The sequence below is a fragment of the Alistipes sp. AF48-12 genome (assembly GCF_003477565.1).
Taxonomy (GTDB): Bacteria; Bacteroidota; Bacteroidia; order Bacteroidales; family Rikenellaceae; genus Alistipes_A; species Alistipes_A hominis.
In genome coordinates, this window is sequence record NZ_QUDJ01000003.1 from 1 (window position 1) to 23775 (window position 23775).

Consider the following 23775-nt stretch of genomic DNA (forward strand, 5'->3'; position numbering starts at 1 on the left):
CTGGCGTGCCGTGCGCTGGAAAAACGACTCGATGGACGGTAAAAGATCGTCGGTAGGATCGGACGAATCCGATATCTGTGCGAAAAGATCAGTCGCCAGCATCAGGCAGACCGACACGAACAGCCGGGAGAGACTTTTCATAATGAACGAATTTAGAAACCCGTTCATAAAATTAAACAATAAAAAAACTAATTCAAATATTTATACGCTTTTTATTTATATGGTCGTTGGGCGGTTATTTTTTATCGTTCTGTCGGTTCAGCAGGGATTCCGCTTCTTCGAGCGCCTGGAAAAACGGTTCTCCGAAACGGCGCACGATCGCCGTGCGCAACGCGCGATAAACCGGAACGCCGTATTGGCGGCCTTGCAGGCAGGCGCTTTTGCAGATGTTCCAGCGGTGGTAATTCAGGCCGACCGATCCGTTGCCGAATACGGCGACCCGGATCGGGTAGAGGTGGCACGAGATCGGTTTGACGAATCCGGTGCGACCTTCGTTGTACGCCCGCTCGATGGCGCACAGCGTGATCCCGTTCTCCTCGAACGAGAAGGCGCATTCGGCGTCGCCGATCAGCGGGGTGGTGTAGTCGCCGTCGCGGTCGACGACCATGAATCCCTGTCGTTCGATGGCGGCGATCCCTTCCGGTTTCAGGTAGGGTTTGTAGGTTTCGTATTCGCGTTCGAGGATTTCGATCTCTTCGGCTTCGAGCGGAGCCCCGGCGTTGCCTTCCACGCAGCAGGCGCCTTTGCAGCGGGACGGATCGCAGCAAAATTTTTCGGTCAGCAGGTCGGTGCTGACGATTTTGTCGTCGATCTGGATCATTCTGCCTGTTTTGAAGTGTCTTCGATAATTAGGTCGTACAGTTGCCCGACGGTCATGCCCATCGCCTGCGCTTGCTGGGGAATGATGCTGTGCGCGCTCATGCCCGGAATCGTGTTGACTTCGATCAGGTAGGGGCGGTCTCCCTTGACGATGAAATCGATCCGCACCACGCCGCGGCAGTTGAGCGTTTTATAGGCCGACAGGGTCATCGCGTTCACTTTGCGGACGATCTCCGCGTCGAGCGGGGCCGGGGTGATCTCTTTCGAAAGGCCCTTGTATTTGGCGTCGTAATCGAAAAATTCGGTTTCGCATACCAGTTCGGTGATCGGGAACAGGTATTCTCGGCCGCCGGCGATCAATACGCCGCAACTGATTTCGCGTCCTTGGATATACTCTTCGATCAGCACGTGATCGCTCTCGGCGAATGCCTTCTCGATCGCCGGCAGGATTTGATCCGCGCTTTTGACTTTCGTTACGCCGAAACTGCTGCCGCTGGCGTTCGGTTTGACGAACAGCGGCAGGCCCAGTTCGCCGGCAACGGCAGCCGGGTCGATTTTCGTATTCCTGCCGACCAGAATTTCCCGCGCCAGGTCGATGCCTGTTCCGGCGAGAGCCCGTTTGCAGGCCGATTTGTCGAATGTGATGACCGATGTGACGAATCCGCACGAAGAGTAGGGGATTTTCATCATGTCGAGGTATCCCTGCAGGCGTCCGTCCTCGCCGGGGGTGCCGTGAATCAGGATCAGCGCATAGTCCGGTCTGATCTTTTCGCCTTTTACTTCGATCGTGAAATCGTTGCGATCCAGTTCCGAGACGACGCCGTCCTCGTCCATGTAGTTCCAGCGGCCGTCGTGCAGGATGATTTTGTAGACGTTGTATTTGGTGCGGTCGAGATTTTGTTCGACCAGCGAGGCTCCTTCGAGTGCGATCTGCCATTCGGACGATTCTCCTCCGGCGATCAGTGCGATGTTTTTCATAAAATCCGGGTTTGAGTTGAAACGACGCAAAGATAATGTTTTCGCCCGGAACTCCGGTTACGGATTGTACAAATCGAAGTGACGGAAGGCGAAAATTTCGCGCAACAGCGCAATGTAGGCGTCCGCTTCGGGGTTGTCCGGACAGAGTCGCTTCGCGCGTAGGAAATCGTTCAACGCGCAGTCGAATCGTCCGGTTCGGTGTAGCAATTTGCCGCGTCGGATCAATAGCCTCGCGTCGTCGGGCCGCTGCTCGATGGCGCTGTTCAGCGCTGTTATTTCATCGGTCAGTTCCTCAGTTCCTGCGGAATATCCATAAAGCCGGTGTTTTTTGATATATTCCCACACGCCGCCGGGCAGTTCCGCTCCGGGGTTTTCCCCCCGTGCGATCCGTGTCCGGACGTCGGTCGCCGCCTGCGGCAGTTCTTTGAGATTCGTTAAGATCGTAAAGCCGTCCGACCGGGCGGATTCCGGTGTTGGATAACCCGGACGCGGATAGACCAGTACCCGGTATCTGTCGAGAATCTCTTGGGAATGCACCCATTTCGGGAAACCGGCCATGTTGTCGCTGCCGATCAGCAGGCTGAACTTCCGGCCGGGATATTCCGTGCGTAGCTTTTCGAGCGTACGGATCGTGCGGTTCGGCTTCGGCAGCCGGAATTCGATGTCCGAGACGGCCATGCGGTCGCTATGGACGGCACTTTGCAGCGCGATGCGCGCCATTTCGATTCGGTCGGTTTCGGGGGCGAGTTCTTTGCCCGCTTTAAACGGGTTTTGCGGCGATACGACGAACCAAAGCGCTTCGGCTTCCGTCGATTCCAATACGGCATCGGCCACGGCCACGTGCCCCCGGTGCACCGGGTTGAACGACCCGAAATAGAGTATCGTTTCCGCCTGCATGGAACGGCCCGTTATCCGATGAACGCTTCGGTGATCCGCTCCGCCTCGGCGACGGCGGTAGCCAAGCAGTCGTTGACGACCACCCGGTCGAACTGCGGCGCGAAGGCGAGTTCCTGTTCGGCTTTCGCCACGCGGCGGGCGATCGTTTCGGGCGAGTCGGTGCCGCGTCCTTCGAGCCGCCGTTGCAGTTCGTCGACCGACGGCGGCATGACGAATACCGACAGCGCCTGCGCGCCGAAAATCCGTTTCAGGTTGACGCCGCCTTTGACGTCCACGTCGAACACGATCACGTGTCCTTTGTCCCAGATACGTTTCAGTTCGCTGCGCAGCGTGCCGTAGCACGTTCCGGCATAGACTTCTTCCCATTCGACGAACTCCCCGGCGGCGGCCCGCGCCTTGAAGTCGTCGTTACTCAGAAAATAGTATTCGCGTCCGTCGGCTTCCGTCCCGCGCGGCGCGCGGCTGGTCGCCGAGATCGAAAATTCGAGCTGCGGGAAGCGTTCCAGCAGACGGCCTATGATCGTCGATTTGCCCGATCCCGACGGGGCGGAGAAAATCAGTACTTTTCCGGAGACTGTTTGCATGTGTCCTGAGTTGTGTTGGCGCGACGTCCGATTCCGAAACGCCGGCTGATGGATTCGATGGATTTCGACAGAAAACTTTCTGCCGGATTTTCGGAAACAAATGTAGTTACTTTTGACCGAAAAGTCAAAAAAACCGTATCTCGCGCTCCGGAATCTGTGGAATTGCTGCGGAACGGGTTGTTTTTTCGTATAGCGCGTCTATCTTTGTAAAAAGACCGTTTTCCTAACCCGTTTTTTATTTTGCTATGAAATACCTGCGTCATTTGTTTTGTTCGGCATTTTTTTGCGCCGTTTTTTCCGCTTCGGGCGAAGAGATGCCCAATATCCTGCGTAACGAGGCGCTCTCTTTCGAAGTCGGAGGACATGTCGGCGAACGGTTGTCTGCGAACGAAAAGACGTGGCTCGTTCCGCTGCTGGAAAACAATCCCGACCTGTTCGGCGCGTTCCTGCGTCCCGATTCGAATACGTTGTTCAAGTGCATGTGGCACGGTGAATTTCCCGGTAAGATACTTGCGGGCGTGGCGCAGACCTACCTGGCTACCCGGAACCCGGCTACGCTGACCGTCGGTCGGCGGATGACGGAACTGCTGGCGCGTTCCCAGCGCAGCGACGGATACCTGGGCCCCTGGTCCGACCGGGAGCGTTTCGACAATCCTCCTGAAAAATGGGATACCTGGGGGCATTACCACTGCCTGTACGGACTGTATCAATGGTACCGGGTGACCGGCGACCGACAAGCGTTGGAGGTCGTCTGCCGGGCGGCCGATTGCCTGTACGATTATTTCATCCTGGGTAAGCGGACCTTCGCCTCGCAGAATTGGGGAGAATGCAATTTTGCCGCGAGCCACATGTTCGCCCTGCTGTACGAACAGACCCGCGATCCGCGCTATCTGCAAGCGGCCGAATACATTGTCCGTACCGAATGGACGCTTCCTTACCATGATTTTTATACGAACAGTACGTTGTCCTGCAACTGGCTTGAGTCGTCCCTGGCCGGGACCCCTTTCTGTTATTCGGCGCAGAAGCGCTGGGAAAGCCTCTATACGCTGACCACGCTGGCCGTTCTCTACCGAGTAACCGGCAACCGGGATTATGCCGACGCGATGGAGTCGTTGTGGTGGGGGATCGTGAGCCACGACCGCCACAATACCGGTAGTTTCGGAACCGGCGAGGGCGCTACCGGCGATATTTACGGCGCGGGCAGCGAAACCTGCAATACGGTGGCTTGGATGACTTTTTCAACCGAGTACCTGAAGTTGAGTAAAAATTCCTACGTGGCCGACGAACTGGAGCTTTCGTATTTCAACGCTACGCTGGGGAGTCAGTTGGGCGACAAGGAGTTCGTCTACATGAACTCGTCCGACGGGCAGCGTGTCAGTTCGCAGATCGAACTGGCGCCCCACAGTTATGAGGGAGGGCGCGAAATGAACTGCTGCCAGGCAAGCGGTAACCGGGGCCTGAGCCAGTTTACCCAGTGGGGCGTGCTGAACGACGACCGGGATATTTATCTGAATTATTACGGACAGTCGAACGTCCGGACGCTTACGCCGAAAGGGCATCCGATCGGAATCGTGCAGCAAACCGATTACCCGAAAAGCGGTTCCGTACGGATTACGCTCGATCCCGGCCGCGCCGAACGTTTCGGACTGAACCTGCGAATCCCCGTGTGGTCGTCCCGGGCCTCGGTGAAGGTGAACGGCGTACCGTGCAGCGGCGTAACTCCGGGACATTATTACCGGTTGGAGCGAAAGTGGAGGTCGGGCGACGTCGTGGAACTCGATTTGGATATGCGCGTCCACTACTGGGTCGGGGACGGAAACATGGCCGGTCGTACGTCGGTTTATTACGGTCCGGTATTGCTTTCCGTAGCAAAGCCTTCCGAAGAAGCGGTGAAATACCGGTTCACTCCGGAATCGTTCGACGCACTGGCCTTCGATGAACGGCCAGGACATTGGTTTTATGCCCGGGTAGCTACTGCCGACGGACATACCGTTGCCGTCGAGGACTATGCCGCCAAACCCGCGAATACTCCGTATACGACCTGGTTGAATGTCGATACCGGCCTGACTCCCGTCGTTTTCAGCCGGGACACGATTCCGGTTTGGAGCAACCGGCCGTAACCGGGATTGTGGAGCGAGGGTTAAAGGATATTGAGTACCTGCTCCTTGATTTTTTCGAGTTCGTCCTTCATTTCGACGACCTTTTTCTGGATCGTGGCTTCGTTGGCTTTTGACCCGAGCGTGTTGATCTCGCGGCCGAGTTCCTGCGCGATGAAGCCGAGCTTGCGGCCGGGAGCCTCTTCGCCGCGGGCTACTTCGCGGAAATATTTGCAATGGTTCTGAAGCCGTACTTTCTCCTCGGTGATATCCAGTTTCTCAATATAATAGATCATCTCCTGTTCGAGCCGGTTCGCGTCGAACGGGATGCCGAGCGATTCGATGTTTTCGCGGATGCGCGTTTTGATCGTCTCGGCGCGCGCCTTTTCGAACGGGACGATCTCCTCTTTGAGCTGTTCGATCCGGTCGATCCGGCGCAACAGGTCGGCGATCAGGATCGCGCCTTCCTGAATACGGAACTGTTCCATGTGGTCGACCGCCTCTTCGACGCACCGTTTCAGCGCTTGGGTTTCCGCTTCCGAAACGGTCTGCTGGTCGTTCTGGATCACTTCGGGCAGCCGCAAGACGGCGGGTACGACGGCGGCGTCCAGCGCGCTTCCGTTCCAGTCGATCCCGTTTTCGGCGGCGATTTCGCGGATTTGCCCGAAATAAGCCGTAAAGGTCTTCCGGTCGATGTTGACCGGGACGCTGTCGCCGGTTATTTCGTAAGAGACGTAGGCGTCGATCTTTCCCCGCTGGAGCTGCTTGCCGATCCGGTTGCGGATTTCGTATTCGCTTTGCCGGTAGACGGCCGGAACTTTTACCGTCAGGTCGAGCTGCTTGCTGTTCAGCGAACGGATTTCGACGGTTATCTTTTTGTGATCGAGGACGGCTTCGGCTTTGCCGTAACCGGTCATGGATTTTATCATCGGGATGCGTTGTTAGATGAGGTCTGCAAAAGTAGCTTAAAAATGGGTTAAAAAAAATAAAAGAGCTCGCAAACCGATTAAAAATACGTTTTTTTTGCGTGTTTTGGAAATAATTTAATAACTTTGGAACCTGTTAATTCCGATTCCGAATACTAAACTTAATATGTCTTAAAACTATGAAAAAACACAATTTCAATGCAGGTCCTTCGATTCTTCCGCGCGTGGCGATTGAGAATGCGGCAAAAGCTATTTTGGATTTTGAGGGTTCCGGATTGTCGTTGCTGGAGATTTCGCACCGTACCAAAGACTTCGAGGCTGTCAACAACGAAGCCATGGCCCTGTTCCGCGAATTGCTGAATATTCCCGACAACTATAAGATCCTCTTTTTGGGCGGCGGCGCCAGCACGCAGTTTTTCGAAGTGCCGTACAATTTCCTCGAAAAGAAGGCCGGATACGTGAACACCGGCGTATGGGCCAAAAAAGCGATCAAGGAAGCCAAAAATTTCGGCGAAGTGCAGGTGCTCGCCTCGTCCGAGGATAAAAACTTTACTTATATTCCGAAAGGATATGCGATCCCGACCGATTTGGATTACCTGCACATTACGACCAACAATACGATCTACGGTACCGAATACCACACCGATATCGACTCGCCGGTGCCGGTGATCGCAGACATGAGTTCCGATATCCTGAGCCGTCCGGTGGACGTTTCGAAATACGGCATGATTTACGGCGGCGCGCAGAAGAACATCGGTCCCGCCGGGGTGACGTTCGTGATCGTTCGCGAAGACCTGCTCGGCAAGGTGTCCCGTCCGCTTCCGTCGATGGTCGATTACCGCAACCACATCGCCAACGATTCGATGTTCAATACGCCCCCGGTATTCGCGATCTACGTCGTGAAAGAAACCCTGAAGTGGTTGAAGTCGATCGGCGGCGTGAAAGAGATTCAGAAACGTAACCGGGCGAAAGCTGAGCTGCTGTACGACGCGATCGACAACAGCAAGGTATTCGTCGGTACGGCCGTGAAGGAAGACCGTTCGCTGATGAACGTTTGCTTCGTGATGCAGGAAAAATACGCCGACCTGGCTCCCGAATTCCTCGAATTCGCCAAAGGCAAAGGCATGGTCGGCATCAAGGGACACCGTCTGGTGGGCGGTTTCCGTGCGTCGATCTACAATGCGCTGCCGATCGAAAGCGTTCAGGCGTTGGTAGACTGTATGCGGGAATTCGAAAAAATGCACGTAAAATAATCGGTAAAAACGAAAGTTATGGGCCTTGTTACGACATTACGACCTACGTTGCGAAAAAGGCCGTGTTTTTTCAATCGTTAATTAATGTAGAAACTATGAAGATATTGGTAGCTACCGAAAAGCCGTTTGCGAAAGCGGCGGTCGACGGAATACGCGAAATCATTGAAGGGGCGGGTTACGAACTGGCCTTGCTGGAAAAATATGCGGACAAGGCCGACCTGCTGGCGGCCGTGAAAGATGCCGACGGGCTGATTATCCGCAGCGACAAAGTGACGGCCGAAGTAGTCGCCGCCGCCGAGAAACTGAAAATCGTCGTTCGCGCCGGTGCCGGTTACGACAACGTCGACCTGGCCGCCTGCACCGCCAAAGGGATCGTCGTGATGAATACCCCGGGGCAGAACTCGAACGCCGTGGCCGAATTGGTCGTGGGCATGATGGTTTTTATGGCGCGCAATCAGTTCACCCCCGGCACCGGATCGGAGATCAGCGGCAAACGGCTCGGAATCCAGGCTTACGGCAACGTCGGCCGCATCGTGGCCCGTTACGGCAAGGCGTTGGGCATGAAGGTGTGCGCTTTCGACCCGTTCGTCCCGGCCGACGTTTTCAAAGCCGACGGCGTGGAAGTGGCGGATTCGGTCGAAAAGCTGTATGCTTCGTCCGACTTTCTTTCGCTGCACATTCCGGCTACCGATCAGACTCGGAAGTCGATCGGTTACAAGTTGCTGACCTCGATGCCCAAGGGCGCTACGTTGGTCAATACGGCGCGTAAGGAGGTGATCGACGAGGCCGGCTTGATGCAGGCGCTCGAAGAACGCCCCGACCTGAAATACATCACCGACATTGCCGCCGATGCGCAGCCGCAACTGGCCGAAAAGTTCGGTAAACGGGTTTTCGCAACGGCGAAAAAGATGGGAGCCGAGACTGCCGAAGCGAATGTCAACGCGGGGCTTGCCGCCGCTAATCAGGTGGTTGATTTCCTGAAGAACGGCAACCGTCGTTTCCAGGTCAACAAATAGACCTGAATTTTAACAACAGGGCCCCCGGCAGTGTGCGGGGGCTTTTTGTCTTATTGAATTGAGGATTAATTGTAAATAGTGATTTCATGGTAAGAATAAAACCGTTCAAAGGGATTCGCCCGCCGAAGGAGTATGCCGCCGAGGTGGCGTCGCGCCCGTACGACGTGCTCAATTCGGAGGAGGCGAGCAAGGAAGCGACCGAAAAATCGTTGCTGCACATCATCAAACCGGAGATCGATTTCAGCCCGATCGCCGACGAACATTGCGCCGAGGTTTACGATAAAGCTGTCGAGAATTTCAAGAAATGGCGTGAAAAAGGGTGGCTCGTGCAGGACGATACGGAGAAATATTACGTCTATGCCCAGACGATGGACGGACGGACGCAGTACGGGCTGGTAGCCGCCTGTCATTTCGACGATTACCTGACCGGTAAGATTAAAAAGCACGAACTGACCCGTCCCGACAAAGAAGAAGACCGGATGATCCACGTGCGCAATCAGAATGCCAATATCGAACCGGTATTCTTCTCGTATCCGGCCGATACCGAGATGGATATGATCGTGCGCGGAGTGGTGGAAAACAACGCGGCCGAATACGATTTCACTGCAGCCGACGGGTTTCGCCATCAGTTCTGGGTGATCGACGATCCGGCCGTGCAGCGACGGATTACCGAGATTTTCGAACAAATTCCGGCGTTGTACGTGGCCGACGGGCATCACCGTACGGCCGCCGCCGCGCGGGTCGGGCAGGAGAAGATGAAGACCAATCCGGCGCATACCGGAGACGAGGAGTATTGTTTTTTTCTGGCCGTTATTTTTCCGGACAGTCAATTGAAGATCATCGATTACAACCGCCTCGTAAAAGATCTGAACGGCTTGACGCCCGGGCAGTTGCTCGCGGCGCTCGAGAAAAGTTTTGCAGTGGAGGACAAAGGTACGGAAATCTATCATCCGACCGAGTTGCATAATTTCGCGATGTACCTTGGCGGCCGCTGGTACAGCCTGACGGCCAAGGCCGGGACGTACGACGATAACGATCCGATCGGCGTGCTCGACGTGACGATCCTGTCGAACCTCGTGCTCGACGAACTGCTCGGCATCAAAGACCTGCGCACCGACAAGCGGATCGACTTCGTCGGCGGTATCCGCGGGTTGGGCGAGTTGCAGCGCCGCGTCGACAGCGGTGAAATGCAGGTGGCTTTCGCCCTCTATCCGGTGTCGATGAAGCAACTGATCGACATCGCCGATACGGGCAATATCATGCCTCCGAAAACGACTTGGTTCGAACCGAAACTGCGTTCGGGACTGGTGATCCATTCGTTGGAATAATCGGGCTGAAAATACTTTTTTACCGAAAACAGGGGGCGTTAAGCCTCCTGTTTTTTTGTTCGGTACCCGGCTGAGTGCAAGCGGGAAACCCTGCCGCAGCGTCATTTTTGGTGTCGTAGCAAAGTCCGGAAAGCGTCTCCGTTTTGCAGTCCGGCGTACTATTTTTGACTGAAATTAAAAATTGGATATGGCTAAAATCAAAGGAACCGTAGTGATCGAGCGCGACCGTTGCAAGGGTTGCCGGGTGTGCGTCGAGGCGTGTCCGATGCGGGTGCTCGATCTGGCGGCCGAAGTGAATGCGAAGGGATATAATTACGCGCGGATGGTCGATCCGGACGCCTGTACCGGTTGCGCGTCGTGCGCGCTGGTATGTCCCGACTGTTGTATTACGGTTTACCGGCAGAAAAATCCGGGAGTCTGATTTAGAAAGAAAAGGTATGGAAGAGATACGATTGATGAAAGGGAACGAAGTGGTGGCCGAAGCCGCCGTGCGCTGCGGTTGCGACGGCTATTTCGGTTATCCGATTACGCCCCAGTCCGAAATACTGGAAACGCTGACCGCGATGCGGCCGTGGGAGACGACCGGTATGGTCGTGTTGCAGGCCGAAAGCGAAGTGGCGGCGGTGAACATGCTTTACGGCGGCGCGGCCTGCGGTAGGCGGGTGATGGCCTCGTCGTCGAGTCCGGGTATCAGCCTGATGTGCGAGGGGCTCAGTTACCTGGCCGGCGCCGAACTGCCGTGCGTGGTGGTGAACGTATCGCGCGGCGGGCCGGGGCTCGGGACGATCCAGCCGTCGCAGGCCGACTATTTTCAGGCGGTCAAGGGCGGCGGCCACGGCGACTACCACCTGATCGTGCTGGCTCCCAATTCGGTGCAGGAGATGTACGATTTCGTACCGCTGGGTTTTGAACTGGCGTTCAAGTACCGCAATCCGGTAATGATTCTGTCGGACGGCGTGATCGGCCAGATGATGGAGAAAGTGATGCTGACCGAACCCCGGCCGCGCTGGAGCGACGCCTATATTGCCGAACACTGGGGCGGCTGGGCTACGACCGGCAAGCCGGCCGACCGCAAACGGAACATCGTTACGTCCGTCGAACTCGATCCGCTGCGCCAGGAGCGGTTCAACCTGAAACTGTCCGAAAAGTATCGGACGATCCGCGAAAACGAGGTGCGCTACGAGGCCGTGCAGTGCGACGATGCCGATTACGTACTGGTCGCTTACGGGTCTTCCGCGCGTATTTCCCAGAAAGCGGTCGAACTGGCTCGCGAGGAGGGACTGAAAGTCGGACTGCTACGGCCGGTTACGCTCTATCCGTTCCCGACCGGAGCGATCGACGAACTGTCGCAGCGCGTCAAAGGTTTCCTGTCGGTCGAAATGAGCACCGGGCAGATGATCGAGGACGTGCAGTTGGCCGCCCGGTGTCGCGTTCCGGTATTCCATTTCGGGCGCACGGGCGGCGTGGTGCATTCGCCGAGCGAGGTGCTGGAGGCGCTGAAAAAGAATTTTTCGTTAAAGTAGAGTTTATGGCTGAATCTGAAATAAAATTGATCCCGGAAAACCGGGTCTATGCGAAGCCCCGGCTGCTGACCGATGCCGTGATGCACTTCTGTCCGGGGTGCAGCCACGGAACGATCCACAAACTGGTCGCCGAAGTGATCGACGAAATGCAGGTCGAGCACGACGCGATCGGCATTACGCCGGTGGGCTGCGCGGTGCTGGCGTACGACTACGTCGATATCGATTGGGTGCAGGCGGCGCACGGGCGCGCGGCGGCGGTAGCTACGGCGATCAAACGGCTGAATCCGTCGAAGCTGGTCTTTACGTACCAGGCGACGGCGACCTGGCCGCGATCGGAACCGGCGAGACGATCCACGCGTGCAACCGCGGCGAGAACATCACGATCATCTATGTCAACAATGCGATCTACGGCATGACCGGCGGGCAGATGGCTCCGACGACGTTGCTCGGCATGAAGACCGTGACGACTCCCGAAGGACGCGATCCGCAGTTGCACGGTTACCCGTTCAAGGTGGCCGATATGTTGGCGCATCTCGACGGGGTGTGCTACTTGACGCGGCAGAGCGTCCACACTCCCGGGGCCGTCCGTAAGGCGAAAAAGGCGTTGCGTAAGGCCTTCGAGAATTCGATGCAGCGGAAAGGGATGTCGTTCGTCGAATTCGTAGCGACCTGCAATTCGGGCTGGAAAATGTCGCCGACCGAGGCGAACCGGTGGATGGAGCAGAACATGCTGCCGCTGTATCCGCTGGGGGATATCAAAGGATAATAATTTGTTTACCGAACGCGTTTAATCGTAGAGATATGTTTAAAGAAGAGATTATCATAGCCGGTTTCGGCGGACAGGGCGTGCTGTCGATGGGCAAAATTCTCGCCTACTCGGGCGTGATGCAGGGACTCGAAGTGAGCTGGATGCCGTCTTACGGCCCGGAAATGCGCGGCGGAACCGCTAATGTGACGGTGATCCTGAGCGACCGGCAGATCAGTTCGCCGATCGTACACGATTACGATACGGCGATCATCCTGAACCAGCAGAGCATGGATAAGTTTGAGCCGCGTGTCAAGCCGGGCGGCGTGCTGATTTACGATCCGAACGGGGTGGTGCGCCCACCGCAGCGCAAGGATATCCGGGTGTATGCGATTCCGGCGACCGAAGAGGCTGCCCGGCTGGGCAACATACGCGTTTTCAATACGATGATCCTGGGCGGCTACCTGAAAGTGAAGCCGGTCGTATCGCTCGACAACGTTTTCCGGGGACTGGCCAAATCGCTGCCGGAACGGATGGCGTCGCTGATCCCCGCTAACGAAGCGGCCATACAGAAGGGCATGGAGATTATCCGGGTGCCCGAAATGGTGGCCTGAACTGCCGGGAGCTGACCTTTTGTTCCGGAGTCCGCTGAGGGAGAGGAACGGCTTTCTCGCGCACGGAGGGTATCAGCCTTTCGAAAAATGCCGAATTGTCGGAAATTATTGTTAGTTTTGTAACGATATAATTCCGAACGAGCATGAATTTCAGATATCTGATAACGGTATCCCTGTTATTTGTTTTGACCGCAGCCACGCTCCACGGCCAATCGCGCAGGCGCCGTCCGGTCGTTCCGGCGACGTTGCACATCGAAGATCTGCCGCAGCAGCCGTTGGATACGCTGGCGACCGACGATCCCGAAACCCGGATCATTATTTTCAGCAATAATACCTGGCGTTACTACCGTCCTGCGCTGAAAGTGCGAGATTCGCTGCCGGTCTATATGCAGTATTGGGATACCTCGCAGGTTTTCGCTTATAAAAGCATCGCTTACGAGGATCTACCGTCGGTGGTGGATCTGAATCTGGTAAAGGATCTGTCCGGATTCAAAGCTCCGGTAGTCGGCTCGGTGCTGTCGAAATACGGCCCGCGCGGCCGCCGCAACCACAACGGCGTGGATATTCCGCTGAAGATCGGCGAACCGATTTACGCCGCGTTCGACGGCAAAATTCGTTATGCGAAGTACAATACGGGCGGTTTCGGGAATCTGGTGATCGTCCGGCATGAAAATGGCCTGGAAACCTGGCATGCTCATCTTTCGAAGCTCAATGTCAAGGTGAACGATTACGTTAAATGCGGGCAGGTAATCGGATTCTGCGGTTCGACCGGGCGCAGCCGGGGACCGCATCTGCATTTCGAAATGCGTTACTGCGATCAGACCTTCGATCCCGAATTTATCGTCGATTTCCAGACGGGGCAGTTGAAATACCAGACTTTCGCCCTCGAAAAACAGTTCTTCAACATTCATTCCCGCGCTTCGGAAATTCTGGAAGAGGACGACGACGACTTTCCGTTGCTGGCTTCTGCGGAAGGGGATACTGCCTCCGGCGACATTCTGGAACGGATCGCCGCCGCCCAGAAAAAGGAGGAGCAACAGACTAAAACGGCGACCGTCAGTTCCAGCAACGCCGTTTACCATACGATCAAACAGGGCGATATTCTCGGTCGGCTGGCGCTTAAATACGGCGTTTCGGTCAGTCAGATATGCCGCCTGAATAACATCACTCCGAAAACCGTGCTGAAGCTCGGCCGGCGTCTGCGGATCAAGTAGCTTTGAATCCGGATGTTTTTATGACATTTTTGTCTTATAGGTAGTTGCGCGCTCCGAAGATGTAGCTTCCGATACGCACCATCGTGCTGCCGCATGAGACGGCGATCGGATAATCGGAGGTCATGCCCATCGAAAGCGTATCGAAATCGCGGTCGAAATACTCGTTTCCCAACCTGACGAACAATTCGTGCAGACGGGTGAATTCGGCGCGGATCGTCTCTTGATCCTCGGTATGGGTCGCGACGCCCATAAGTCCCCGGAAACGAACGGAGTTCAGGTTCCGGTAGGCGCCCGTTTGCAGGTAGTCGATCAGGTCTTTCTCGCTCCATCCGTGTTTCGACGCTTCCCGTGCGATGCGTATTTCGAGCAGGACATCGATCGTCCGGTCGTTTTTGACCGCTTCTTTCTGGATCACGTCCAGCAGTTTCGCCGATTCCACCGAATGGATCATCGCGACAAACGGGGCGATGTATTTGACTTTATTGGATTGCAGGCCGCCGATCTGATGCCATCGGATGTCCTTCGGCAGGGCATGGTACTTCTCGACGAGTTCCTGCGGGCGGTTTTCTCCGAAAGCGCGTTGCCCGGCCCGGTAGGCTTCCAGAACGGCTGACGGCGGATAGGTTTTCGATACGGCGATCAGTTCCACGTGTTGCGGCAGCGCCGCGCGGAGCCGGTGATTTTTTCGGCAATCGACATGATATTTCCTGTAACGTTTCAGTATCCAAAGTTAACGAAAAAACGGCAAACAAAAACCGACGATACTCCTTTTCTGCACACGAAATTCATGCAGACGGCGTATGTCGGAATCGGTCTGTGCCGAACAGGCGTTTTCGCCGGAAACCTATTTGATCAGCCTGTTGGTCTCCGTGTCGGGAAAAACGACCCACGGCTTGAACGTTTTGGCTTCTTCGAAGTCCATCAGCGCGTACGAGATGATGATCACTACGTCGCCGACTACGCAACGGCGCGCCGCCGGCCCGTTCAGGCACACGGCTCCGCTGCCGCGCTCCCCTTTGATGATATAAGTTTCGAGACGTTCCCCGTTGTTGACGTTCACGATCTGAACTTTCTCCCCGGCGATCATATTGGCAGCATCCAGCAAATCCTCGTCGATGGTGATACTCCCCACATAACTGAGGTTGGCCTCGGTTATGGTCACCCGGTGTATCTTGGACTTGAATACCTCTATCTGCATTGCTTTGTTCCCCAATTAGTTAGTGCGGCGTAGGCCGCAGTTCTCCTGATAAAAACATGTTACCGATCGGCAAATTTAACAAATATATTTAAATCCCCAATCTTTTATCGGCCTCGTGCGATTTTCTTAGGCCGCAGTCGTTTGCGTGTTATTATAAGCGTTTATATACCATCCTGTTACAAGATCGCGATATTGTCGATCAGCCGCACGTTGCCGGCCTGGACGGCGATGCAGCCGCGCATCGGGAACGTGTTGCTCCACCGGTCGATCCCTTCCAGCGTATCGGCGTTGACCACTTCGAAATATTCGACTTGCAGCAGCGGGTCGGCGTCGATCCGTTCGACGACCCGGCGTTTCATTTCGTCCACCGACATGCTGCGCGCGCTTTCGACCCCTTCCTTCAGAGCTTTGTAGATCAGCGGCGCGGCGGCCCGGTGTGCGGGTGTCAGCAGCGCGTTGCGCGAACTGAGCGCCAGTCCGTCGGTGTCGCGGACAATCGGACATGCGACGATTTGCAGCGGGTAGTCGCACTGACGTACCAATTCCCGAATCACGGCGATCTGCTGGAAATCCTTTTCACCGAAATAGGCCTTGTCGCAGCGGACGATGTCGAACAGGCGGCTCACCACTTGGGCTACGCCGTTGAAATGCCCCGGTCGGTGCGCGCCTTCCATCACCTTGTCCAGCAGCCCGAAATCGAATACTCGCGTGTCTTTTTCCGGATAAATGTCTTCTACCGAAGGGGTCAGCGCGAAGTCGGCGCCCGCTTTTTCGAGCAGTGCCAGGTCGGCTTCCACGGTTCGCGGGTAGTTTTTCAAATCGTTCGGGTCGTTGAACTGGGTCGGATTGACGAAAATGCTGACGACGACCGTGTCGCATTCCCGCCGGCACTGTTCGACCAGCGACAAGTGCCCGTTGTGCAACGCTCCCATCGTCGGGACGAAACCGCACGTGCCCGGGTGCCGTTTCAGTTCGTCGGAAAGCGCTGCGTTCCTTGTGAAAACTTTCATCGAAATCGTTTTTTCAGGCGATATTACCGCCTTTATTTTAACGGCACAAAGGTAGAAAATTGCTTATAATAATCTAATTTTTTCGGGAAAAAGGTTGTAACTTTGCGAAGAACCTAAGTTTTCTTTTATGAAAAGAATCTTTACTGTTTTACTTATGACGATACTTGCTGCGGGCGTCGGGGGATGCCGGAAAAAGATAACCGAAGAAAAATTCAATTGGGTGGCGGACCGCTTCGACGACATCCGGGTGCTGAAATACCGGGTTCCGGGGTTCGATACGCTTGCCCTGAACGAGAAGTTGCTGATCTATTACCTGAGTCAGGCCGCTCTGAGCGGGCGCGACATTTTGTTCGACCAGAACGGGCGTTACAACCTGCGGATCCGCCGTACGCTGGAAGCCATCTATCAGGGATATGCCGGCGATCGGAAAGATCCGCGTTTCAAGCAGTTCGAGAAATACCTTAAGAAAGTGTGGTTCGCCAACGGCATCCACCATCATTATTCGACCGACAAGTTTCGGCCGGAATTTACCGAGGCCTATTTCGACGAGTTGGTAGCCGGTACGCCGAAAACGGATTTTCCGATGGATTTCGGTTCCGTGGAACGGGTGATAGCCGAGATCAAACCGGTCGTTTTCGACCCGGAGGTGATGCCCAAACGGGTGAATCTCGCTGCCGGAGAAGATATTATCCGGGCGTCGGCCAACAATTATTACGAAGGGGTCTCCCAGCAAGAGGTCGAGGAGTTTTATGCCGCCCGGATGGACCCGAACGACCGGACGCCGGTTCCTACGGATTGAACAGCAAGTTGGTCAAAGGCGGCGACGGACGGTTAGTGGAGCAGGTTTGGAAAGTGGGAGGCATGTATTCTCCGGCGATCGAAAAGATCGTTTACTGGTTGCAGAAGGCTTCGGAGGTGGCTGTGGGCCGTCAGAAGGAAACGATCGATGCGCTGATCGCTTTTTATAAGAGCGGCGATCTGAAGCAATTCGATAAGTACAGCATCTTGTGGGTCGGGGATACGGCCTCTAAAGTCGATTTCGTGAACGGTTTTATCGAGAGTTACGGCGATCCGCTGGGGTATCGCGGTTCGTGGGAGAGCATGGTGAACTTCCGGGACGAGGATGCGACCGAACGGACGAAGATCATCTGCGAAGCCGCCCAGTGGTTCGAGGATCATTCCCCGGTCGACGAACAGTTCCGGAAAAAAGAGGTGAAAGGCGTTTCGGCAAAGGTAATTACCGCCGCCATACTTGGCGGCGACTGTTATCCGGCCACGCCGATCGGCGTCAACCTGCCGAATGCAGACTGGATCCGCCGCGATCACGGTTCCAAATCGGTGACCGTCGGCAATATCACGTCCGCTTATGCGGAGGCTGCCAAGGGTAACGGTTTCGACGAAGAGTTCATATTCGATTCGGAGACGATCGAACTACATAAAAAGTACGGCTCGCTGGCCGACGACTTGCATACCGATCTGCACGAGTGCCTCGGACACGGTTCGGGACAACTGGCGCCGGGCGTGAAGGGCGACGAACTGAAAAATTACTCTTCGACGCTGGAAGAGGCGCGCGCCGACCTGTTCGCGCTGTACTATCTGGGCGATCCGAAAATGGTCGAACTGGGACTCGTTCCGTCGTTCGACGTGGCCAAGACGGAGTATGCCGTTTACATGATGAACGGAATGATGACCCAGTTCGCGCGGATCGAGCCGGGCAAGACGGTCGAGGAGGCGCACATGCGCAATCGGAAGCTGATCGCCGAGTGGTGCTATGAGAGAGGCAAAGACGAGCGGGTCGTCGAAAAAGCGGTGAAAGACGGGAAAACCTATATCGTGGTGAACGATTATCAGAAATTGCGGGGGCTTTTCGGCGAACTGCTGAAGGAGATTCAGCGGATCAAGAGCACCGGCGATTTCGAGAGCGGCCGGGAGTTGGTCGAAACCTACGCTGTGCAGATCGATCCCGAGTTGCACAAAGAAGTGCTCGACCGTTATCAAAAGCTCGGTCTGGCGCCTTACAGCGGCTTTGTCAATCCGGTTTACCAACCGGTCATGGAAAACGGGGAGATCGTCGACGTCAATGTCGAATATACCGACGACTATGCCGGTCAGATGATGGAGTATTCGCGCGAATATTCGTTCCTGCCTTCGGTAAACTGACCGGAAATGCGAACCGTCTCCGCTACGAAAAATCGTATCTTGCTTTACGGCCTGGACTGGTTTACCGAGCAGCATGACGCCGGTATGGTTTGCGTGAAGGGAAATGTCCGTTACCGGGATGCCGTTTACGAAGGGGCCGCTTTCTGTAGACTGGTCGCTTCCGCGGCTGCGGATGCCGGCGCCTTCGGGGAGTTCGTTCGGGAGTTGAACGGCTGTTTTGCCATCGTCCTACAGCGGGACGGCGCATTGTGTGCGGCGACCGACCGACTTCGTTCTTTTCCGTTGTGCCGGACCCGGTTCCGGGACGCATGGCTGGTGACGGACGACCTGCTGCGGGCGATGGAAGATACCGGAATGCAACCGGAAATCGATTCCGGGGCAATGGAGCAGTTTCTTCTGTCGGGTTTCGTCATTGGACAGCGGACGGTGTTCCGGGACATTTTTGCCGTGCAGGCTGCCGAGATAGTCCGCCTGCGGGATGCGGAGACGGAATCCGAACGCTATTTCCTTTACGATCCGAAAATGAACGTGACGCCCGACCCGGCGGAAGGGGTACGGACAGCGGATACGCTTTTCGCGCAGGCGATCCGGCGGATGACCGAGAGCGCCCCCGACGTGCGAAACTGGATCGTCCCGTTGAGCGGGGGACATGACTCCCGATTGATTGTCAATTATTTGTATAAGGCCGGTATCCGTAACGTCGTTTGCTATTCGTACGGCGTTCCGGAAAACCCGCAGTCTCGCCTGAGTCGCGAAGTGGCCGAAGCGTTCGGGTACGAATGGCATTTCGTAGAGTATACGCGCGGACTGTTCGATGCGATCCGGGAGCAGGGATTGCTCGATCGGTATTTCCGTTTCGCGTCCTGTTGCGCGTCGAGTATGCCTCATACGCAGGATTTCGCGGCTGTTTACGAACTCGGCCGGCGCGGCATTCTACAGCGCGGCGATCTGTTCGTTCCGGGACATACGCTCGATTTTCTGGCGGGCAGCCACCTGACCCCGCAGGTTTGCGCTATCCAGACGTCGACACAGGCGGCGGAAGCCGTGCAAGGGCATTTCTCTAATTGGGGTTCCCGGCGGCCGGATCGTGCGCTGCAACGCGAAATCGGGCGGATACTGAACGATACGGGCGTTTCGTCGAACGGTTTTCCGGAATGTTTCGACTGGCAAGAGCGGCAGGCCAAGTTTATCATGCACAGCCTGAGGGTATACGAATTTTTCGGTTACGGATGGCGCACTCCGTGGTGGGATAACGACCTGACCGCTTTTTGGCAGGATATGGACGTGCCGGCCAAACTGAACCGGAGCTTCTTTTTTTACGGCGAGAAACACGGTTGGTTGGATGCGAAGCTGAAGGGTATCCCGTTCGAAAACGAACTTTGTCCGCCGCGTGCGTCCAAACCGTTGAGCCGCCGGATCATCGAAGCCGTCCCGCCGTCCGTCCTGTCGCGATTGCTGCGTGCGACCGGTTATACGCGCAAATTCCGGATCAACGAGGGATTGCACGACCTGTACGGCGATATTCCGATCGAGCGGTTGCTGGCTCCGTTTTCCGTGCTTCCGGGATACCTGAGCCGGCACATCGCCCCTTACCGGAAACGACTGGCCTCGCAATACGACTATCACCAGGTGACGTTGGCCTATGCGATCCGGCGGTTGTTTTTCGGATCGGTCGGCCGGTAATTCTCGTTCCGTACCGGACGAAATTCCGGAATTTTCCCTGTTTTTTTCATTTTGGCAAACATTTGGTATTCCGTAGCGAAAGGGGAACCGCCTGCGGCCGGGAAAGTCGCGTTCGAAGCGGTTTATCTCGTTATACTTCGAAAAAACGGAATGATTATGAAAAAAGTTGTGATTATCGGTGCGAGCGGATTCGTCGGTTCGGCCATTTTGAGCGAAGCGCTGGAAAGGGGATTCCGGGTGACGGCGATCGTGCGCCATCCCGAGAAAATGACCGTCCGCCGACCCGAACTCGAAGTCGTCTCCGGCGACGTTTCCGACCGGCAATTCCTTGCAGGAGCGGTTTCCGGCAGCGATGCGTGATCAGCGCGTACAATCCGGGTTGGCGGAACCCGGATATCTATCGGGAAACGTTGCGGGTTTACCCGCTTATTATCCGGAGCGTGAAGGAAGCCGGCGTCCGTCGGTTGCTGATCGTCGGCGGGGCCGGAAGCCTGTACGTTGCGCCGGGGGTGCGCGTGATGGACCGGGGTGTTCCGGAAGCGTTCGCTCCGGGCGTCAAGGGACTGGCCGAGGTCTACTATTCGTACCTGATCCCGGAAAAGGAGCTGGATTGGGTCTTTTTCAGTCCGGCCGCCAACCTCGTTCCGGGCGAACGCACCCGAAAATTCAGGCTGGGCAAGGACGACCTGATCCGTAGCGTTTCCGGAGAGAGCCGGATATCGGTAGAGGACTATGCCGTGGCGATGATCGATGAACTGGAGAAAGAGATGCACCACCGCGAACGTTTTACGATCGGGTATTGATCCGGGGTTACGAAAACGACGAAGCCGTTTCCGCAATGGGAACGGCTTCGTCGTTTGGTAAAGGGAGCGTTTACCGGATCGGCCGTCCGCTGAAATCGACCAGCACCGGATCGCCCAGTCCGAGGGATTTCACCCCTTCCAACTGCGTTTTGGCGTCGCCCACGACGACGACGGTCATGTCGTCGAAGTTCAGGTACTTTCCGATCACGGTTTTCGCCTGGTCGAGCGTAAACGTTTTCAGCGTGTTTTCGCGCTGTTTGACGTAATCGTCCGGCAGGCCGAACAGCACGATCGTGCGCAGCATGTTTAGCTGTGCGTTAGGCGTTTCGAGGGCGCCGTTCATCGTGCGCAGCATGGCTTCTTTCGAATGGTCGAGCCACTGCTGCGAGTAATCCGTCCCGTAGTTTTTCAGAATGTCGCGCAGCAAGGTCAGCGATTCCCGCGTGACAGTCGCCTGTACGCTCGACCACGCCTGGAACGTGTTGATCAGGTTGCCTTGCGAAAACCCTGAATAGGCCCCGTAAGTATATCCGTGCTGCAGGCGCAGGATTTCGAACAGCAGACTGCCCGCCGATTCGCCGAGTTTGTCGTTGACGATCACGGCCGGGTAGGCGTCCGGATCGGCGATGGGCATGGCTTTCGATCCGACGATAACGTAGGACTGGCGGGCGCCGGGGTAGTCCGCAAAAAAGACCTTGGCGGCCGGTCGCGCCGCATTATCGTCGATCAGCGGTATGCTGACCGCTGTCGCTTCCCATTTTTCGGTCAGCGGAGCCAGCGCCCGTTCGACTTCCGGGCGGGTCAGTCCCCCGACGAAGCTCATTCGGGCCGCTTTTGGCGTGAAGTGGGCCGCATAGAACGCTTTCAGGTCGTCCAGCGTGATCGTCTGTACGGACGCCTCGGTTCCGGTCACGTTGTTCGAAAGAATGTTGTTCGCTCCGAAAATGACTTTGTTGAATACGTCCGATGCGATCGCTTTGGGTTCGGTACTGCGCTGGCGGATGTTGTCGAGCGCCCGCTCTTTGACCACGGCGAACGATTTCTCGTCCCAGCGCGGCGACAGCAGCATTTCTCCGACCAGCGCCATGACCTGCGGAAAGTTCCGCTTCAGGCAATTTCCGGAGACGGTCATCGATTCGCGCGCGGCGGCGACCCGGATCTGGGCGCCGAGTTGCCCGATCGCGTCTTCGAGTTCTTCGGGCGTCCGCGAAGCGGTGCCTTCGTTGAGCATCTGTGCGGTCAGGTAGGCGACTCCCACCTTGTCCGGATCGTCGAGCAGCATACCGTCGTTCAGTTCGATCGTGAAATTCACGAGCGGCAGTTCGCAATATTCGATCCCTTTGACCGTCATTCCGTTGCCGAGCACTGCGCTCCATATTTCCGGGATTTTCAGTTCGGGCGTGTTAGGCAGCAGGTCCGGTTCGACGCTGCGGTCGAACCGCGACGGCGTTTTTTCGTACGGATCGTCTGCGACGGCTCCCGATTCGGCGTTCATCTGCTGCTCGCCGATCGTCTCCTGCTCGGGTGCTATCTGTGTCGATCCGGTCAGCGCCAGAGAGGCTTCTCCTTCCGGGTAGATACTGACGGCGAGTAGGTTGCGGCCTTTGACGTATTTTTCGTAGACGCGCATTACGTCGTCCGCCGTTACGGAGCGGTAAGCGTCGAGTTCTTTTAGCATCCGGTCGGGCGTTCCGCCGAATACGTTGTCGTGCGCCATGGCGAGCGCCTTGCCGTTGGTCGAAGTCAGCCGGTTGTAGGTGCGTGTCTCTTCGGTGATCTTATACCGTTCGAGGTCTTTCGGGTCGATGCCGTCCCGCTCGAAACGCGCCAGCGCTTCGTCGTAAGCGGCCTTCACGTCGTCCAGTTTTACGCCGGGGAATGTCTTGGCGTCGAATACGATCATGCCTGATATTTCGAGCTGGTAGTTGAACATCTCCACTTCGGGCGCCAGTTTGCGCTCCTCGACGAGTACTTTGTACAGCGGGGATTTTTTATCTCCGGCGAGCAAGTTCGTCAAAAAGTCGAGCGCATAACCGTCCCGGTGGTAGGCTTCGACGCCCGGGTAGGCGAGAATCAGCATCGGCGCATTGCAGAACGTGTCCTCGTAAGAAATTTTGCGCGTCGCGTCGAGTTCGACGTTCCATGTTTTCGGGGCCTCCGGAACGGGCCGGGCGGGAATCTCCCCGAAATATTTTTCGATCAGCGCTTTGGTCTGAGCCGGGTCGAAATCGCCGGCGACGACCAACGTGGCGTTGCCCGGAAGGTAATACCGTTCGTAGAACTCCTTGACGTCTTCGACGGTCGCGCTTCTCAAATCGGGAATTTCGCCGATCACCGTCCAACTGTACGGATGTCCTTCGGGGAACAGGTTTTTGAACACCAGGTCGAAAGCCAGTCCGTACGGAGCGTTTTCGCCCTGTCGTTTTTCGTTCGATACGACGTCGATTTCGCGTTTCAGTCCGCCTTCGGTCACCGTGTTGATGAAATAGCCCATCCGGTCGGACTCCATCCACAGCACTTTTTCCAACGCATCGCGCGGGACGGTTTCGTAGTAGACGGTGCCGTCGTTGCTCGTGCCGCCGTTGAACGTTCCGCCCATCGCGTCGATTTTTTGGAAAAAGGCGTTGCGCGGCAGGTTTTCGGAGCGCTGGAACAGCATGTGTTCGAAGAAGTGCGCGAAACCGGTTTTGCCCGGCTTTTCGCGGTTGCTGCCTACGTGATACTGGATGGCCACCGACACTACCGGGTCGGAGTCATCGTGGTGAAGAACGACCTCGAGGCCGTTCGCGAGGACGTATTTCTCGTAATCGAGCGATACGCTGTCGTCGTTGTTTTTATTTCCGCAACTATTCATACTCAAAAGGGTACATGCCAGCAACGGAAGCATCAGTTTGTTTCTCATGGATCCGATCTGTGTTTAACGTCATT

18 protein-coding genes and 3 pseudogenes are annotated in these 23775 nt (G+C 56.2%); 12 read left to right on the plus strand and 9 right to left on the minus strand.

Annotation, left to right across the window (positions count from 1 at the left end; all coding sequences use genetic code 11):
* Positions 1 to 235 precede the first annotated feature (235 nt).
* The 4 genes from DW082_RS02325 to gmk are packed head-to-tail and all read right to left on the minus strand — an operon-like array spanning position 236 to position 3278.
* Positions 236 to 820, minus strand: a complete 585-nt coding sequence (locus tag DW082_RS02325) for a DUF3109 family protein (RefSeq protein WP_055206227.1) — start codon at positions 818 to 820, stop codon at positions 236 to 238.
* Complete coding sequence (locus DW082_RS02330; protein ID WP_118457133.1) at positions 817 to 1797, minus strand: D-alanine--D-alanine ligase; 981 nt, start codon at positions 1795 to 1797, stop codon at positions 817 to 819. Before DW082_RS02330 ends, DW082_RS02325 begins: the two co-directional genes overlap by 4 nt.
* Positions 1798 to 1854: 57 nt before the next feature.
* The gene (nadD, locus tag DW082_RS02335; RefSeq protein WP_118457135.1) at positions 1855 to 2694 is read right to left on the minus strand and encodes a nicotinate (nicotinamide) nucleotide adenylyltransferase; all 840 of its coding nucleotides are present in this window, start codon (positions 2692 to 2694) and stop codon (positions 1855 to 1857) included.
* An 11-nt stretch (positions 2695 to 2705) separates the two neighbouring features.
* Complete coding sequence (gene gmk / locus DW082_RS02340) at positions 2706 to 3278, minus strand: guanylate kinase (RefSeq protein WP_101573422.1); 573 nt, start codon at positions 3276 to 3278, stop codon at positions 2706 to 2708.
* A gap of 245 nt (positions 3279 to 3523) precedes the next feature.
* On the opposite strand from gmk, the gene DW082_RS02350 reads away from it, so the two are divergent.
* A complete protein-coding gene (locus tag DW082_RS02350; protein WP_118457137.1) occupies positions 3524 to 5398 on the plus strand; it encodes a beta-L-arabinofuranosidase domain-containing protein in 1875 nt (624 codons plus the stop codon).
* 20 nt (positions 5399 to 5418) lie between these two features.
* Here DW082_RS02350 and DW082_RS02355 read toward each other — a convergent pair whose 3' ends face one another.
* Entirely contained in the window at positions 5419 to 6303 is an 885-nt protein-coding gene (locus DW082_RS02355) for a YicC/YloC family endoribonuclease (protein WP_259335472.1), read from the minus strand.
* A gap of 176 nt (positions 6304 to 6479) precedes the next feature.
* Here DW082_RS02355 and serC point away from each other — a divergent pair, with 176 nt between their 5' ends.
* The 8 genes and pseudogenes from serC to DW082_RS02395 all read left to right on the plus strand — a co-directional run bounded on the left by serC (position 6480) and on the right by DW082_RS02395 (position 13993).
* Positions 6480 to 7553, plus strand: coding sequence for a 3-phosphoserine/phosphohydroxythreonine transaminase (gene serC / locus DW082_RS02360; protein WP_101573416.1), 1074 nt, complete (start codon positions 6480 to 6482; stop codon positions 7551 to 7553).
* A gap of 95 nt (positions 7554 to 7648) precedes the next feature.
* Positions 7649 to 8569: a 3-phosphoglycerate dehydrogenase gene (locus DW082_RS02365; RefSeq protein WP_055206214.1), complete on the plus strand. Its 921-nt coding sequence runs from the start codon at positions 7649 to 7651 to the stop codon at positions 8567 to 8569.
* An 86-nt stretch (positions 8570 to 8655) separates the two neighbouring features.
* A complete protein-coding gene (locus DW082_RS02370; RefSeq protein ID WP_118457141.1) occupies positions 8656 to 9897 on the plus strand; it encodes a DUF1015 domain-containing protein in 1242 nt (413 codons plus the stop codon).
* 187 nt (positions 9898 to 10084) lie between these two features.
* Positions 10085 to 10318: a ferredoxin family protein gene (locus DW082_RS02375; protein ID WP_118457143.1), complete on the plus strand. Its 234-nt coding sequence runs from the start codon at positions 10085 to 10087 to the stop codon at positions 10316 to 10318.
* 16 nt (positions 10319 to 10334) lie between these two features.
* Entirely contained in the window at positions 10335 to 11420 is a 1086-nt protein-coding gene (locus DW082_RS02380) for a 3-methyl-2-oxobutanoate dehydrogenase subunit VorB (RefSeq protein WP_101573453.1), read from the plus strand.
* 5 nt (positions 11421 to 11425) lie between these two features.
* A pseudogene (locus DW082_RS02385) lies at positions 11426 to 12186 on the plus strand (thiamine pyrophosphate-dependent enzyme).
* 35 nt (positions 12187 to 12221) lie between these two features.
* Positions 12222 to 12779: a 2-oxoacid:acceptor oxidoreductase family protein gene (locus DW082_RS02390; protein ID WP_055206205.1), complete on the plus strand. Its 558-nt coding sequence runs from the start codon at positions 12222 to 12224 to the stop codon at positions 12777 to 12779.
* A gap of 143 nt (positions 12780 to 12922) precedes the next feature.
* Entirely contained in the window at positions 12923 to 13993 is a 1071-nt protein-coding gene (locus DW082_RS02395) for a peptidoglycan DD-metalloendopeptidase family protein (RefSeq protein ID WP_118457144.1), read from the plus strand.
* Positions 13994 to 14027: 34 nt separating this feature from the next.
* On the opposite strand, the gene DW082_RS02400 is transcribed toward DW082_RS02395, so the two are convergent.
* The 3 genes from DW082_RS02400 to panC all read right to left on the minus strand — a co-directional run bounded on the left by DW082_RS02400 (position 14028) and on the right by panC (position 16201).
* Entirely contained in the window at positions 14028 to 14642 is a 615-nt protein-coding gene (locus DW082_RS02400; protein WP_259335473.1) for a YggS family pyridoxal phosphate-dependent enzyme, read from the minus strand.
* Positions 14643 to 14837: 195 nt separating this feature from the next.
* On the minus strand, positions 14838 to 15191 hold the full coding sequence (gene panD, locus DW082_RS02405) for an aspartate 1-decarboxylase (protein ID WP_055206200.1): 354 nt from the start codon (positions 15189 to 15191) through the stop codon (positions 14838 to 14840).
* A gap of 176 nt (positions 15192 to 15367) precedes the next feature.
* Positions 15368 to 16201 carry a pantoate--beta-alanine ligase gene (gene panC / locus DW082_RS02410; protein WP_118457148.1) on the minus strand — a complete coding sequence of 278 codons (834 nt, stop codon included), beginning with the start codon at positions 16199 to 16201 and terminating at the stop codon, positions 15368 to 15370.
* A gap of 127 nt (positions 16202 to 16328) precedes the next feature.
* Between panC and DW082_RS02415 the strand changes: the two are divergent.
* From DW082_RS02415 to DW082_RS02425, 3 genes and pseudogenes are all read left to right on the plus strand, one after another.
* A pseudogene (locus DW082_RS02415) lies at positions 16329 to 18361 on the plus strand (dipeptidyl-peptidase 3 family protein).
* Between the two features lie 6 nt (positions 18362 to 18367).
* A complete protein-coding gene (locus DW082_RS02420; protein WP_118457149.1) occupies positions 18368 to 20044 on the plus strand; it encodes a hypothetical protein in 1677 nt (558 codons plus the stop codon).
* 156 nt (positions 20045 to 20200) lie between these two features.
* Positions 20201 to 20847: pseudogene (locus DW082_RS02425) on the plus strand (NAD(P)-dependent oxidoreductase).
* A 70-nt stretch (positions 20848 to 20917) separates the two neighbouring features.
* Here the strand turns inward: DW082_RS02425 and DW082_RS02430 are convergent.
* Complete coding sequence (locus tag DW082_RS02430; RefSeq protein WP_118457151.1) at positions 20918 to 23749, minus strand: pitrilysin family protein; 2832 nt, start codon at positions 23747 to 23749, stop codon at positions 20918 to 20920.
* Between the last annotated feature and the right edge of the window lie 26 nt (positions 23750 to 23775).

What these genes read in the sequence shown, in the direction of transcription:
- DW082_RS02375 (WP_118457143.1), top strand. Translation starts at nt 10,085, where the DNA reads ATGGCTAAAATCAAAGGAACCGTAGTGATCGAGCGCGACCGTTGCAAG.
- DW082_RS02350 (WP_118457137.1), top strand. Translation starts at nt 3,524, where the DNA reads ATGAAATACCTGCGTCATTTGTTTTGTTCGGCATTTTTTTGCGCCGTT.
- DW082_RS02370 (WP_118457141.1), top strand. Translation starts at nt 8,656, where the DNA reads ATGGTAAGAATAAAACCGTTCAAAGGGATTCGCCCGCCGAAGGAGTAT.
- DW082_RS02380 (WP_101573453.1), top strand. Translation starts at nt 10,335, where the DNA reads ATGGAAGAGATACGATTGATGAAAGGGAACGAAGTGGTGGCCGAAGCC.
- DW082_RS02395 (WP_118457144.1), top strand. Translation starts at nt 12,923, where the DNA reads ATGAATTTCAGATATCTGATAACGGTATCCCTGTTATTTGTTTTGACC.
- panC (WP_118457148.1), bottom strand. Translation starts at nt 16,201, where the DNA reads ATGAAAGTTTTCACAAGGAACGCAGCGCTTTCCGACGAACTGAAACGG.
- serC (WP_101573416.1), top strand. Translation starts at nt 6,480, where the DNA reads ATGAAAAAACACAATTTCAATGCAGGTCCTTCGATTCTTCCGCGCGTG.
- DW082_RS02390 (WP_055206205.1), top strand. Translation starts at nt 12,222, where the DNA reads ATGTTTAAAGAAGAGATTATCATAGCCGGTTTCGGCGGACAGGGCGTG.
- DW082_RS02330 (WP_118457133.1), bottom strand. Translation starts at nt 1,797, where the DNA reads ATGAAAAACATCGCACTGATCGCCGGAGGAGAATCGTCCGAATGGCAG.
- DW082_RS02420 (WP_118457149.1), top strand. Translation starts at nt 18,368, where the DNA reads ATGCGAACCGTCTCCGCTACGAAAAATCGTATCTTGCTTTACGGCCTG.
- DW082_RS02325 (WP_055206227.1), bottom strand. Translation starts at nt 820, where the DNA reads ATGATCCAGATCGACGACAAAATCGTCAGCACCGACCTGCTGACCGAA.
- DW082_RS02355 (WP_259335472.1), bottom strand. Translation starts at nt 6,303, where the DNA reads ATGATAAAATCCATGACCGGTTACGGCAAAGCCGAAGCCGTCCTCGAT.
- DW082_RS02365 (WP_055206214.1), top strand. Translation starts at nt 7,649, where the DNA reads ATGAAGATATTGGTAGCTACCGAAAAGCCGTTTGCGAAAGCGGCGGTC.
- DW082_RS02430 (WP_118457151.1), bottom strand. Translation starts at nt 23,749, where the DNA reads ATGAGAAACAAACTGATGCTTCCGTTGCTGGCATGTACCCTTTTGAGT.
- panD (WP_055206200.1), bottom strand. Translation starts at nt 15,191, where the DNA reads ATGCAGATAGAGGTATTCAAGTCCAAGATACACCGGGTGACCATAACC.
- nadD (WP_118457135.1), bottom strand. Translation starts at nt 2,694, where the DNA reads ATGCAGGCGGAAACGATACTCTATTTCGGGTCGTTCAACCCGGTGCAC.
- gmk (WP_101573422.1), bottom strand. Translation starts at nt 3,278, where the DNA reads ATGCAAACAGTCTCCGGAAAAGTACTGATTTTCTCCGCCCCGTCGGGA.